The sequence below is a fragment of the Staphylococcus microti genome (assembly GCF_000934465.1).
GTDB classification, from domain to species: Bacteria; Bacillota; Bacilli; order Staphylococcales; family Staphylococcaceae; genus Staphylococcus; species Staphylococcus microti.
Genome location: NZ_JXWY01000107.1, coordinates 34,177 through 48,425, shown reverse-complemented (window position 1 = coordinate 48,425; position 14,249 = coordinate 34,177). Strand labels below are relative to the sequence as shown.

Genomic DNA, 14,249 nt, shown 5'->3' with positions numbered 1-14,249 from the left:
TAGGAGGTCCTTTCTTATGAAAAAAGGGTTAACATTATCAGATATACTCGTAACGGTTCTAGTATCTGTTATTTTTGCAGTAATTTACAATTTATGGTGGGTCGTGACGAAGACGATTGAACCACTCGGTCTACAACTTGATCAATTGATGTATGGTATGTGGTTTGCAGCTGCCGTTGTCGCTTATCTCATTATTCCAAAAATGGGTATTGCATTGCTTGCTGAATTTGCTGCAGGTGCTGGTGAAACAATTATGATGGGCCGCTTTGACATTCCAACAATCATCTATGCATTACTTCAAGGTTTAGCTTGCGAAATTGTCTTTGCACTTTTCCGTTACCGTTCACGTGCTTTTATGGTCGCTGTTTTAGCAGGAACAGCCTCTGCACTTATCAGTTTACCAATTGACTGGCACTACGGTTATTTGAGTGAAGTCGCACAATGGAACTTAATTTTACTCATCGTATTCCGTCTTGTGAGTGGTGCTGTCTTAGCCGGCGTATTTCCATATTATCTCGTTAAAGCACTTGATCAAACAGGTGTAACAAAGTTATTCCGCCCTGCTTCTAAAGATGACTACGATGCACTGTAAGGAGAGAAACTATCGTGCTTAAAGCTAAAAATTTACGCTTAAAATATCCAAGCGCGGCACATAAAATTTTCGATGGCCTTGATATTGAAATTCAAGATAAAGAAAAAGTGCTTCTACTCGGTCCCTCTGGATCTGGTAAAAGTACCTTATTAAACGTATTGAGTGGCATTGTGCCAGATTTAATTGATTTACCAATGAAGTATGATGCACTTGAAGTTGCACACAATGCCGGTGTTATCTTCCAAGATCCAGATTCACAATTCTGTATGCCACAAGTGAATGAAGAGCTGGCATTTATTTTAGAAAATCAGCAAGTGCCACGTGAAGAAATGGACAGTCGGATTGCTGAGGCTTTACAAAAGGTAAATTTAGATGTCCACCCGACGCATGCAATCAACCAATTGAGCGGTGGGATGAAACAAAAACTCGCCATTGCCGGCACATTGTTAATGGAGGCGGATACGCTTTTTCTAGACGAACCGACTGCCATGTTGGATGTAGAAGCAACACAAAATTTATGGGATTTGTTAAAAGACTTATGGGCAGATCAAACGGTGCTTATCGTTGAACATAAAGTCGCACATGTTTGGGACTACGTTGACCGTGTCATTTTAATGGATCATCATGGCCAAATCATTCAGCAAGGAACACCTGAGATGATTTTGGCGAATTATGAAGATGTGTTAACAGAATATGGCGTATGGCATCCAAATGCTTGGACTTCTGCACCGACACCGATGCCCCCTTCCACTACACAACAACAAACTTTCGACTTTGCTTTTCACAATGGTGTTATTCAAAGAGGTCGCAAACAACTGTATCGTGTGTCTGAGTTGAAAATTATGCCGGGTGAATGGCTGACAATCACGGGCAAAAATGGAACGGGTAAAACGACGTTACTTGAATCTATGATGCAATTAATTCCATATCAAGGCGAGATGTACTGGCAAAGTCAAAAGCTTAAAAAAGTACGGGACGCTGCAAATCATATGTATTTAGTGTATCAAAATCCAGAACTACAATTTATTCAAAATAGTGTGCATGATGAAATTTACGTCAATTATGAATATATGGATCCAGAACATGCGACTGAACAAACAAAAGCGATGCTTGAACTGTTAGACTTAGCACATGTTTCTGAACAGCACCCGTTTGAACTATCCATGGGACAAAAAAGACGTTTAAGTGTCGCCACCGCATTAAGCACAAATGCGGACATCATTTTATTGGACGAACCGACATTCGGCTTGGATAGCCACAATACGTTCAAACTAATTCGTCTATTCCAAGAACGTATTGCAAAAGGACAAAGCATTGTGATGATTACACATGATCCACATATTATTGAACGCTATCCGTCTAGACGTTTCGAAGTCGTTGATGGCGTATTACACGAAGTAGAGGTGTTACAACATGATTGAGTCTTGGAAAACACGTCGCACATTTATGGATGACGTCAATATTATTACAAAGCTATTTCTTGGTGTCGCCCTCTTCTTCTTTATTATTTTTATTCATAACTTTGATATGATGTTGTACTTGGCCATCTTGATGCTCGCATTTTTGCTTTGTGTCGCAGGTACGAAATGGCAAGTCGTTGCCACTTTTGTAGCGATGGCAACATTCTTTGCACTCACATCATCGCTCTTTATGATTTTCTATGGCGATGGGCAACATGTCTTACTTGCGTTTGGTTTTGTCAGTATTAGTGTAGAAAGCTTAGTACGCGGTTTGCATTTATCTTTAAGAACCATGGTCGTGAGCTACTTTGGCATTGCGATTGCATTCACGTCTCAAGTGATTATGATTTTTTATAGCTTAATGCAGCATCTTAAAGTGAAACCAAAAATTGCGTATGCGTTCATGGCAGCATTTCGTATGATTCCATTGATGATTGAATCAGTGTTTCAATTGCGCAATGCGCTGAAAATGCGCTATCAAATGATTAGCAATAAAAACTACGGTGGCATCAAACGCTTTAAACATTTGTTAATTCCACTGTTGAGTCAAAATATACGCAAAGCACATCGCTTATCAGTTGCCATGGAGAAAAAAGGATTCCATGATGGTAAAAGAACATACTACTACCACGTCCCTTTTAGTTATCGTGATCCTTTACTCGTTATGATGATGTTGGTCCTTATCGGTGTCGCATTTGCCTTTGCACATTACTTGCCAATTGCCGGCATTTTAGATGCACGTTAAGTACGCGTGTACTATACTTCTCGCTTTTTCATGATCTCGATGATATGAAAAGGCGCTATTAACGGAACATATACCTTTCCTTTTTCGTTCCGAACGTACGGAAAAAGGGTCTGGAACCTTACCACTTCCAGACCCTTTTTATTATGCTTTTAATGCTTTATTTGCAATATCTTTACGATAAAATAAGTTATCACTTTGGATTGCTTCAACACGCTTATATGCTTCACGTTGTGCCGACGCAATATCTTCACCTTCGCCAATCGCTAAAATGACACGGCCCCCTGCGTTCACGTAATGCTCGCCATTATGTTTCAAACCACTCACATAATAATGGTCACGATCTGCTTCAAAGCCTGTCACAACATGATCTTTGTCATAAGCGTTTGGATACCCTTTAGACGCAAGCATCACACCGACAACTGCTTCATCTTTCCAAACAATATCAATCGGTTCACGTGCTTCTAACTGCTGGATATGTGCCATTAAGTCACTTTCCATGCGCGTGAGTAACACTTGTGCTTCTGGATCGCCAAAGCGTGCATTAAATTCAATGACTTTCGGCCCTTCTGATGTCAAAATCGCACCGATATAAAGCAAGCCGAAGAAATCAAAACCTTCTTCCTTCAGTGCACGCGCAATCGGCTGTGCAATGCGTTCATTTGTTGCCTCTAACACATCTTGACCGATATGTGGCACAGGACAATACGCCCCCATGCCACCTGTATTCGGCCCCTCATCATTGTCATACGCACGTTTATGGTCTTGTGCAATCGTATCAAATGGCACTGCATAGTCGTCATTTACAAAGGTCATTAACGAAAACTCTTCCCCTTGTAAAAATTGCTCAAAAACAACTTTACTATTCTCTTCGGGATAAAGTGTCTCAACCGCTTCTTTCGCCGCTTCTCGTGTTTCAGCGATGATCACGCCTTTACCTGCAGCGAGTCCATCTTTTTTCAATACAACGGGCAATTCACATTGCGCAACATAATTTAACGCTTCACTTTTCGAGTCGATTTCTCGATAATCTGCTGTTGGAATATGATATTTTGCCATAAGGCGTTTCGCAAATGACTTAGAACCTTCAATTTGTGCTGCTGCTTTGTTCGGCCCAAATACTTTGACGCCAGCTTCACGTAAGCGATCTGCCAACCCTTCTGTTAATGGCTGTTCGGGCCCGATAATCGTCCATTGCACATCATGCGCTTTCGCAAATGCGATAATTTGCGCATGATCTGATTCTGCGATCTCAGCATGTATCTCTGCAACGTGCGTCATCGCATCATTTCCTGGAATGGCATAGACACGTTCAACAAGTGGTGAATCATTTAACTTTTTCGCAAGGACATGTTCACGGCCACCGCCACCAATGACTAATACGTTCATCGTTTGATTCCTCCTATTAGTGCTTAAAGTGACGCATACCAGTTGTCACCATTGCAATACCATATTTATTTGCCATATCAATTGAATCTTGGTCTTTAATCGAACCACCCGGTTGAATAATCGCTTTAATGCCTGCTTTAGCTGCCGTTTCAACTGTATCGTCCATTGGGAAGAAACCATCTGACGCAAGGACAACATTGTCATTCATTTCAATTGCACGTTCAATCGCAATTTCAGCTGAACCGACACGATTCATTTGCCCTGCACCAATACCGACTGTTTGTTTTTGATTTGCTAACACGATTGCATTACTTTTCACTGCTTTAACTACTTTCCAGCCTAATAAAAGTGCTTCCCACTGTTCATCAGTTGGTGCAACTTCTGTTACGACTTTCATTTCTGATTTTGGCACATCAAACGTATCTTTATCTTGTACGAGATAACCACCTGATACAGATACAAATTCTTGCTCATCCTCATCACGTGACATATCTACTTCTAAAAGACGTACGTTTTTCTTTTGTTGTAACACTTCTAATGCTTCCGCTTCGAACATCGGCGCAATAATCACTTCTAAGAAAATGCTGTGCAAATCTTCCGCCAGTCCTTTTGTAACTGGACGGTTCAATGCGACAATACCACCAAAAATAGATTGACTATCTGCTTCATAAGCATTTAAATAGGCTTCTTGAATCGTATCGCCAGTACCAACACCACACGGATTCATATGTTTGACAGCGACTGCTGCTGGTTCTTCAAATTGCTTCACTAATGCTAATGCTGCATCGGCGTCTTTAATATTGTTGTAGCTCAATTGTTTGCCGTGATGTTGCTTAGCGCCTGCCAACGTGTTTGGCGCTTGTGATGTACGAATAAATGACGCTGTTTGCTGTGGGTTTTCTCCATAGCGTAACGTCTCTTGATTACCACTGAAATAGTTTGTAATCGCTTGATCATATTCAAAGGTATGTTTAAATACTTTCACCATTAATGATTTGCGATATGCTTCATCTAATCGGTCTTGTTTCGCTCTTACAATGACTTCATCGTAGTCAGCTGGATCCACAATTGTTACAACATGCTTAAAGTTTTTCGCTGCTGCACGCAACATCGTTGGCCCACCAATGTCGATATTTTCAATCGCATCCATTTCTGTAACATCTGGTTTCTTAACTGTCTCTTGAAATGGGTATAAGTTCACAACAACCATATCAATCAAGTCAATATTTTGCGCCGCTAATTGTTCAAGATGTTCCGGCTTGTCACGGTCTGCTAAAATACCGCCGTGCACTGCTGGATGTAATGTTTTCACACGACCATCCATAATTTCATCAAACTGTGTTAACTCTGATACGGATGCGACTGGCACACCTGCTGCTTCAATCGCACGGAATGTGCCCCCTGTTGAGTATAATTCATAGCCTGCGTCAACCAAATTTTTGGCAAATGTTTCAATGCCCGTTTTATCAGAAACGCTTAATATCGCTTTTTTCATCCTACTTCAAACTCCTTATCGAATAATCTGTTGTATGACTTCTGGATACAATTCGTATTCCAATGCTTTAATGCGATTTTCCAATGTCGCTTTCGTATCGTCCTTATAAATCGGACAAGTTCGTTGTGCAATAATCTTCCCAGTGTCCATGCCTGCATCAACATAATGTACTGTTGATCCTGTTTCGTTCTCCCCATTATTTAACGCCTGTCCGACTGCATCAATGCCTTTGTACTTCGGCAAAAGTGACGGATGAATATTGAGTATTCTACCCTCATACGCATCAAGTAACGTTTTGCCAATTAAACGCATATAACCTGCAAGGACAATCCATTCGACTTGTTCTGCTTTCAACTTGCTCAACACATCTGCTTCATATGCTTGTTTGTTTTGATACGTTTTAGGTGATAATGTGTGTACGGTTAAGCCGTGTTGTTCACCAAGCTGTACACACGCTGCTGTTGGTTGGTCCGTATACAGTGCTGTCACTTCAATATGAGACAATTCTCCAGCTTTTACACGTCGCATAATATTGTCAAAGTTCGTTCCTGATCCGGATGCAAAAATTGCTACTTTAACCACTTTTACGCCTCCACTAAACGAATTGCAGCTGCTTCTTCTGTAATCGTACCAATTGTATACGCATCTACATTCATTGTTTTTAATATGTCGTGTACACGTGCTTCATCTTCTGCACTCACAACGAGTGTATAACCAATACCCATATTAAAGATATGATACATTTCGTCTAAATCAATCTCACCAGTCTCTTGTAACCAATCGAAAATTTTAGGTGTTGGAAAGGCTTTTGTATTAATCACAGCTGTTTTACCTTCTGGCAATGCACGTGGAATATTTTCATAGAAACCGCCACCTGTAATATGTGTCATTGCTTTAATACGCACTTGTTCTTTAACCGCTAATACAGGTTTTACATATAACGCTGTTGGTGTTAAAAATGTGTCAAGATACGTTTTATCCTCATCAAACTTTGCATGTACATCAATGCCTGATTGTGCAATTAAACGACGCACAAGGCTATAACCATTTGAATGAATACCGTGAGACGCTAAGCCAATAACGACATCGCCTGATTCTACTGTCGACCCATCAATGTAATCCGCTTTTTCAACTGCACCGACTGCAAAACCTGCAACATCATATTCGCCTTCGTGGTACATTTCGCCCATTTCAGCTGTTTCGCCACCGATTAGTGCAGTATTTGTTTCCACACAACCATCACTGATTCCTTTAACAATTTGCGCAATAACTTCAGGCACAACTTTGTTCGTTGCAATGTAATCTAGGAAATAAAGTGGCTCGGCACCTGTCGTTAAAATATCATTCACACACATGGCTACTGCATCAATACCAATTGTGTCATGTTTGTCATGATCGATCGCAAGTTTTAACTTTGTCCCAACGCCATCCGTTCCAGAAACGAGGACAGGCGCTGTCATATTTAATTGTGATAAATCAAATGTTGCACCGAAGCCACCTAGACCTCCTAATACTTCTTTACGCATTGTGCGTTCAACGTGACTTGACATTTGTTTTACCGCTTCATAGCCTGCTTCAATATCGACACCTGCTTGTTTATATGACTCAGCCATTCCTTACACTCCTCTTCTTTTCATTTCTTTAACTTCTGGCAATTGATGATCTACAATTTCAATTGGATATTGTCCTGTAAAGCATGCATTGCACTCACCTTTTGAACCATATTGTTTAAAAACGTCATGCATGCCTTCTACCGATAAATACGTTAATGTGTCCGCACCAATCATCTCTTTAATTGTTTCCACACTATGTTGGGCTGCCATTAATTCTGCATGCGTTGAAACATCAATACCGTAATAGCATGGATTTTTCAATGGTGGCGATGAAATACCCATATGGACTTCACGTGCACCAGCTGATTTCAATGCATTCACAATATATTTACTCGTTGTCCCTCGAACAATCGAGTCGTCAATGACTACGACACTTTTCCCTTCAACGACATCACGTATTGGCGAATGCTTCATACGCACTTGACGTTCACGTACTTGTTGATCCGGTGTAATAAATGTTCGACCGATATAGCGATTTTTTAACAACCCTTGTTCATTCGGAATACCTGTTTGTTCAGAAAAACCTTTTGCCGCTTGTAATGATGAATCTGGGACACCGATGACGATGTCTGCATCTACACCCATTTCTTTTGCCAGCTGGCGACCGAGCGCTTTTCGCACTTGATAAATGGAATGCTTTTGAAATTCAGAATCTGGACGTGCAAAGTAAATGTACTCCATCGCACACATATGTTGATGTACATCAGGTGTATACATATCATAGTCAACGTCATTGTCACCAGAGAACGTAATCAGCTCGCCCGGTTCAATGTCACGAATATATTCCGCACCAATTGCTGTAAAGGCGCACGTCTCACTTGCAACACAATACGCACCATCGACTTTTCCTAACATGAGTGGGCGTACACCACAGTTATCTCTTGTAGCCGTTAATTGTTGCTCATTTAAAATAACGCAACTAAACGCACCTTTTACTTGGTTTAACGCCGCCTTTTGATTCGCTTTAATACTTTTCGCTTTCCCTTTAATCAATAAATGGGCGAGTACTTCTGAATCACTCGTCGTTTGGAAAATACCGCCTTCAGACTCGATTGCACGTCGGATTTGCGTCGCATTCGTTAAGTTACCATTATGTGCTAGACCGAGATCCCCTTTTGAATGTTTAAATAAGAAAGGTTGCACGTTGGAAATTTCACTCGCACCCGTCGTCGCATAACGGACATGTCCAATCGCACTTTGATACCCTTCTAACGACTTCAATTGCTCATCTGAAATGGCTTCAGTTAACAGTCCCATACCGCGTGCACCGAAAAGTTGCTTGCCATTCGAACACACGATACCAGCGCCTTCTTGGCCACGATGTTGTAAGCTATGCAATGCCAAGTAGGTTAAATGAGCGGCATAAGGATGATTCCAAATGCCGAACACGCCGCACTCTTCATTTAATCCACGGATGTCATACATGCTTCAATAGCCCCTTCCCATAATTGTTTCAATTCAGATGATTGACGCTGAATTGTCGTATTTTGGGCTGTCACTTTAAAGTCATTTGTAGCTGTAAACGTACCGATTTCGACTGCATTGTCGATTGCTAATGTTTGTCCTTCTTTTACGACAACAACATAACGGCCTTGTGTTTCACTGAATAATTGTGCATTTGTCACGTCTAATTTCGCATCCAATCCTAAGTGATAAAAAGCGCTCATGCGTGCTAATGTAATTAAAAGGCCACCTTTACCGACCGTTTGTACGTGTGATAACACACCTTGGCGAATTGCTTCACGAATTGCTTCCCCTTTCGCAGCTTCTTGTGAAAGATCAACCGTTTCCGTTTCATGATTCACATCGCCGTACAATAATTTCTCAATTTGGCTACCACCGAAGCTATCAGTTGTTTCGCCAACCACATATAATTTATCGCCAGCTTTCGGTGTAAAGTCACGCAAGTAGTCGATGTCTTCAATCAAGCCGACCATCCCGACAACAGGCGTTGGGAAAATTGATGATGTACGTGTTTCGTTGTAAAGGGATACGTTACCTGATACAACCGGCGTTTCCAGTACGTCACACGCCTCTGCCATGCCACGTGTTGAATCAATCAGCTGTTGGTAAATATGTTTCTTCTCAGGCGAACCGTAGTTCAAGCAGTCTGTCATCGCCAATGGTTTCGCACCGACTGCAATTAAGTTGCGATACGCTTCTGCAACAACCATTTTTCCACCTTCATATGGATTGTTAAAGACATAACGTGCTTCGCCATCAATTGTTGATGCTACCGCTTTATTCGTGCCTTCAACACGTACAACTGATGCTTGTAGCCCCGGTTTCACAATCGTATTTGCACCCACTTGTTGGTCGTATTGACTATATAAATAGCGTTTTGATGCAATCGTTGGATGTGTTAATAAACGCTCAAATACGTCTTCTACATCAATATCATCATATTTATTAGCTGGTTGATCATGTTTTAAAGTCTCACCTTCAAGGACGTAAACAGGTGCTTCATGGTCTAATGGTTTCACTGGAATGTCGGCGAATACTTCTCCTTCATACGTTAAAACGAAACGATCTGTATCTGTTACTTCTCCGATGACCGCACTGTCCAATTCATGTTTATCAAATAAATCTAAAAACTTTTGTTCTGTCCTTTTTTTAACAACAAGTAACATACGCTCTTGCGTTTCAGATAACATCATTTCATACGGTGAAATACCCGCTTCACGCACAGGCACTTTTTCAAGTTGTAAATGAATACCACTACCACCTTTTGCGGCCATTTCTGATGATGAAGATGTTAAACCAGCTGCACCCATGTCTTGGATACCGACAAGTTCATCATACGTAATCGCTTCAAGTGTGGCTTCCATTAATTTTTTACCGACAAATGGATCCCCGATTTGTACAGATGGACGTTTGCTTTCACTTTCTTCCGTTAACTCTTCAGAAGCGAATGTCGCACCGTGAATACCGTCGCGCCCTGTTTTAAGACCAACGTAAATAACAGAGTTGCCAACACCTTGCGCAAGCCCTTTTTGAATCATGTCGTGGTCGATAACACCGACACACATCGCATTTACAAGCGGATTGCCGTCATAACGATCGTCAAACTCAATCTCTCCAGCAGTCGTTGGAATACCGATACAGTTACCATAACCACCAATACCTGCAACGACGCCACGCAATAAGCGGCGATTTGTTTTTTCTGTCAATTCGCCAAAACGTAAGCTGTTCAACAAGTTAATTGGACGCGCACCGATAGATACGATATCACGTATAATCCCACCGACACCAGTTGCAGCCCCTTGATACGGTTCAATCGCAGACGGGTGATTGTGTGACTCAACTTTAAAAACAACCGCTTGGTTATCGCCAATATCTACAACCCCTGCGCCTTCTCCTGGTCCCATTAGGACATGTTCACCAGTCGTTGGGAATTGTTTTAAAAACGGTTTAGAGTGCTTGTATGAACAATGCTCACTCCACATCACTGAGAAAATACCCGTTTCTGTGAAGTTCGGCGCTCTACCTAAAATTTCTTCTACTTTTTCAAATTCTGCATCGCTTAATCCCATATCACGATAAAGTCGTTCAGCTTTCACTTCTTCGGCAGTTGGTTCTAAAAATTTAGGCATGTTGTTCCCTCCAGCTTTTTACCATAGATTCGAATAATTTCACACCACTATCAGTGCCAAGTATGTCATCCAATGCACGTTCTGGGTGTGGCATCATACCACAGACATTCCCTTGTTCGTTGACAATACCTGCAATATCATCATGTGACCCATTCGGATTATCTTGATACTTCAAAATGATTTGGTTGTTTTTCACAAGTTGTTTATAAATCTCATCTGTGCAATAGTAATGTCCTTCGCCATGTGCAACAGGATAAACAACTGTTTCCCCTTGTTCATATAGGCGTGTAAACGGTGTGTCATTATTCACAATCGTCAAAGATTCATTACGACTTACGAACAAATGCGAATCATTGTGTAACAAAGCCCCTGGTAACAAACCAATTTCAGTTAAAATTTGGAATCCGTTACAAACACCTAACACTGGTTTGCCTTCTTCTGCAAGACGTTTCACTTCATTAATGATCGGTGCGACTGCTGCAACAGCACCCGAGCGTAAATAATCTCCAAATGAAAAGCCGCCTGGAATTAGCACACCATCAAATCCTGCTAATGACGTTTCACGATAATCGACATATTCTGCTTGTACACCCGCTTTAATCGCTGCGTTATACATATCTCTATCGCAGTTCGATCCCGGGAATCTTAGGACAGCGAATTTCATATTATGCATTCTCCTTTTCATCCAAAACATGGTAGCTATATTCTTCAATCACTGTGTTTGCGAATAACTTTTCACTCAATGTTGTTACAACGTTGTGTACGGCTTCATCTGTTGCTTCATCCACTGTCATGTATAACACCTTACCGACACGAATATCATTGACTTGCTCGTAACCTAAATCATGTACTGCACGTGTTAATGCTTGTCCTTGTGTATCTAATACTTGTGGTTGCAATGTGATGTGTAATTCGATTGTTTTCATAATTTATAGCGCCTCCAGTTTAGTTAAAAATGCTTGATATGCATCGATTAATGAACCTGTATCTTCACGGTAAACATCTTTGTCAAAGTTTTGTTGTGTTTCTTTATCCCAAATACGACAAGTATCCGGAGAAATTTCATCTGCCAGTAAAATTTGACCAGATGCATCTTTACCAAATTCAATTTTAAAGTCGACGAGTGATAAGCCCATTTGATCCATGAGTTGCACCAATGCTTCATTCACTTGTAATGCTTGTTTTTTCAATTGTTGAATTTCTTCTGCCGTCGCAATGTGGAGTAATTGAATATGATCGTCAGTAATAAGAGGGTCATTTAAGTCGTCATTTTTATAGAAAAACTCGACAAGTGGTTGATCAAAACGATGTCCTTTTTCAAAGCCGAGTCGTTTCGTAATAGAGCCTGCCGCAATATTGCGTACAACGACTTCTAGTGGAATAATATCGACTGTTTTTACAAGTTGTTCCGTTTCTGAGATTTGACGTACAAAGTGACTTTCAACACCTTGCTCGTGCAATATTTCAAAAATGCGCGCGGTGATTTGGTTATTCAAACGACCTTTACCAGCCATTTTATCCTTTTTTGCACCGTTGCCAGCCGTCACTTCATCTTTGTATTCAATTCTTACAATATTTGATTCATCCGTATCATAAATGCGTTTCGCCTTACCTTCGTATAACAGACTCATTTTATACGTTTCTCCCTTCAAATAATGTCAACATCTCTTGTTCTGTTTCATTCACATCTTCTGTTAGTAGTGTCATATGGCCCATCTTACGTGCCGGTTTACGCACTTCTTTGCCATAAATATGAACATGCCATTCAGGATGTGTATCAAATTGCTTTTCCAATAAATCAAGATCTTTACCTAACAGGTTCATCATGACTGCCGGTTTCAACAATGTAATATCTGTCGGCAAATCACGACCAACCACCGCTAAAATATGCGTATCAAATTGAGAATAGTCGCACGCCTCAATAGAGTAATGCCCTGAATTGTGCGGTCTCGGTGCAATTTCATTCACAAACAACTGACCGTCTTGATCGATAAAAAATTCAACAGTAAATGTGCCAATAAAATGAATTGCTTGTGTGATTTTCTCAACTTCTCGACGTGCTTGTACCGTTTGATCGACACGTGCAGGAACGATTGTTTTAAAAAGAATTTGATCTCGGTGTTCGTTTTCTTGTAGTGGGAAATAAACAATCTGTCCGTTTTGTCCTGCTGTAGCTGTCAGCGAAACTTCACGTTCCAGCATTAAAAACTGCTCTGCCACACATTCGTGTTCGGCCACTAATGTAAGTGCCGCTTCTAAGTCTTGCGCTGAGCGTATTAATAATTGCCCTTTACCGTCATAACCACCAAAACGTGTTTTCAACATAAACGGATAACCAAGTGCTTCAACCGCATCATCAAGTGCTTCAGCTGTTGCCACGTGGTGGAACGGTACAACTTGTACACCTGCTTGTTGTAACGTTTCTTTTTCCGTTAAGCGGTCTTGCAACAACGTAATGGCTTGATCGCCTTGTGGTACATTATATGTTGCTGTCAGTCGCTGTAATTGCTCAGCATCGATGTTTTCAAATTCATATGTGATAACATCTGATAGTTGTCCAAGACGTTCCAGTGCAGCCATATCATCATATGCAGCGTGAATGAATTCGTGTGCAACGTACTGACATGGACACGTTGGGTCGGGATCTAGCACAACAACGCGGTAACCCATTTTCTGAGCCGATTGTGCCATCATTTTACCGAGCTGGCCGCCACCAATAATCCCAATCGTCTGACCTAACTTCAACTTATTGTAGGTCATTTTGCATCGCCTCTACTTTCTCAACAAGTGATGCTTCATAAGCTTCCAATTTCTGTTGGACTGCCTCATCCGTCATACCAATCATGCGCGTTGCTAAAATACCCGCATTTTTTGCACCTGCTTTGCCAATCGCTGTTGTTGCTACTGGAATACCACCCGGCATTTGAACGATAGATAACAATGAATCAAGCCCTTTTAAACTTTTAGACTCAATCGGTACGCCAATTACCGGCAATGTCGTCATAGAAGCAACCATTCCAGGTAAATGCGCCGCACCACCTGCACCTGCAATAATTGCGGCATATCCGTTGTCACGTGCATTCGTTGCAAATTCAACCATCATGTGTGGCGTACGATGTGCTGAAACAACCTGTTTATCGTACGGAATCTCAAAAGCGTCTAACATGTCACATGCTTCTTTCATGATGTTCCAATCTGAAGAACTTCCCATTATGACAGCTACTTTCAATATGAACACCCTTTCAAAAATTTGAAATTTGAATACTATTAGTTGTATATTACAGATATAGCATAACAATAGTACATGCTTTTTTCAATGCAAAAATCGAACTTTAACAATAAATTTACGTATATATTTCGTATTT

General features: G+C 41.0%; 14 protein-coding genes. 3 read left to right on the top strand and 11 right to left on the bottom strand.

Going from position 1 to position 14,249, the window contains the following annotated elements:
• Positions 1 to 16 precede the first annotated feature (16 nt).
• The 3 genes from TP70_RS09950 to TP70_RS09940 are packed head-to-tail and all read left to right on the top strand — an operon-like array spanning position 17 to position 2,797.
• Positions 17 to 592, top strand: a complete 576-nt coding sequence (locus TP70_RS09950) for an ECF transporter S component (RefSeq protein WP_044361367.1) — start codon at positions 17 to 19, stop codon at positions 590 to 592.
• A gap of 14 nt (positions 593 to 606) precedes the next feature.
• Positions 607 to 2,013, top strand: a complete 1,407-nt coding sequence (locus tag TP70_RS09945; protein WP_044361366.1) for an ABC transporter ATP-binding protein — start codon at positions 607 to 609, stop codon at positions 2,011 to 2,013.
• Positions 2,006 to 2,797, top strand: a complete 792-nt coding sequence (locus tag TP70_RS09940) for an energy-coupling factor transporter transmembrane component T family protein (protein ID WP_044361364.1) — start codon at positions 2,006 to 2,008, stop codon at positions 2,795 to 2,797. Before TP70_RS09945 ends, TP70_RS09940 begins: the two co-directional genes overlap by 8 nt.
• A 141-nt stretch (positions 2,798 to 2,938) precedes the next feature.
• Here TP70_RS09940 and purD read toward each other — a convergent pair whose 3' ends face one another.
• The 11 genes from purD to purE are packed head-to-tail and all read right to left on the bottom strand — an operon-like array spanning position 2,939 to position 14,113.
• Complete coding sequence (gene purD, locus TP70_RS09935) at positions 2,939 to 4,183, bottom strand: phosphoribosylamine--glycine ligase (protein WP_044361362.1); 1,245 nt, start codon at positions 4,181 to 4,183, stop codon at positions 2,939 to 2,941.
• A 16-nt stretch (positions 4,184 to 4,199) separates the two neighbouring features.
• Positions 4,200 to 5,678 (bottom strand): bifunctional phosphoribosylaminoimidazolecarboxamide formyltransferase/IMP cyclohydrolase, encoded by a 1,479-nt coding sequence (gene purH / locus TP70_RS09930; RefSeq protein WP_044361361.1) that lies wholly within the window; start codon positions 5,676 to 5,678, stop codon positions 4,200 to 4,202.
• A 15-nt stretch (positions 5,679 to 5,693) separates the two neighbouring features.
• Positions 5,694 to 6,260: a phosphoribosylglycinamide formyltransferase gene (gene purN, locus TP70_RS09925; RefSeq protein WP_044361360.1), complete on the bottom strand. Its 567-nt coding sequence runs from the start codon at positions 6,258 to 6,260 to the stop codon at positions 5,694 to 5,696.
• A 2-nt stretch (positions 6,261 to 6,262) separates the two neighbouring features.
• Positions 6,263 to 7,291 carry a phosphoribosylformylglycinamidine cyclo-ligase gene (gene purM, locus TP70_RS09920; protein WP_044361358.1) on the bottom strand — a complete coding sequence of 343 codons (1,029 nt, stop codon included), beginning with the start codon at positions 7,289 to 7,291 and terminating at the stop codon, positions 6,263 to 6,265.
• A gap of 3 nt (positions 7,292 to 7,294) precedes the next feature.
• Positions 7,295 to 8,716: an amidophosphoribosyltransferase gene (purF, locus tag TP70_RS09915; protein WP_044361357.1), complete on the bottom strand. Its 1,422-nt coding sequence runs from the start codon at positions 8,714 to 8,716 to the stop codon at positions 7,295 to 7,297.
• On the bottom strand, positions 8,695 to 10,884 hold the full coding sequence (gene purL / locus TP70_RS09910; protein WP_044361356.1) for a phosphoribosylformylglycinamidine synthase subunit PurL: 2,190 nt from the start codon (positions 10,882 to 10,884) through the stop codon (positions 8,695 to 8,697). The genes purF and purL overlap by 22 nt, the downstream gene beginning before the upstream one ends.
• Positions 10,877 to 11,548 carry a phosphoribosylformylglycinamidine synthase subunit PurQ gene (gene purQ, locus TP70_RS09905; protein ID WP_044361355.1) on the bottom strand — a complete coding sequence of 224 codons (672 nt, stop codon included), beginning with the start codon at positions 11,546 to 11,548 and terminating at the stop codon, positions 10,877 to 10,879. Before purQ ends, purL begins: the two co-directional genes overlap by 8 nt.
• 1 nt (position 11,549) lies before the next feature.
• Complete coding sequence (gene purS, locus TP70_RS09900; RefSeq protein WP_044361354.1) at positions 11,550 to 11,810, bottom strand: phosphoribosylformylglycinamidine synthase subunit PurS; 261 nt, start codon at positions 11,808 to 11,810, stop codon at positions 11,550 to 11,552.
• A gap of 3 nt (positions 11,811 to 11,813) precedes the next feature.
• On the bottom strand, positions 11,814 to 12,515 hold the full coding sequence (purC, locus tag TP70_RS09895; protein ID WP_044361353.1) for a phosphoribosylaminoimidazolesuccinocarboxamide synthase: 702 nt from the start codon (positions 12,513 to 12,515) through the stop codon (positions 11,814 to 11,816).
• Position 12,516: 1 nt separating this feature from the next.
• Positions 12,517 to 13,644, bottom strand: coding sequence for a 5-(carboxyamino)imidazole ribonucleotide synthase (purK, locus tag TP70_RS09890; protein ID WP_044361352.1), 1,128 nt, complete (start codon positions 13,642 to 13,644; stop codon positions 12,517 to 12,519).
• Positions 13,631 to 14,113 (bottom strand): 5-(carboxyamino)imidazole ribonucleotide mutase, encoded by a 483-nt coding sequence (purE, locus tag TP70_RS09885; RefSeq protein WP_044361351.1) that lies wholly within the window; start codon positions 14,111 to 14,113, stop codon positions 13,631 to 13,633. Before purE ends, purK begins: the two co-directional genes overlap by 14 nt.
• Positions 14,114 to 14,249: the final 136 nt, after the last annotated feature.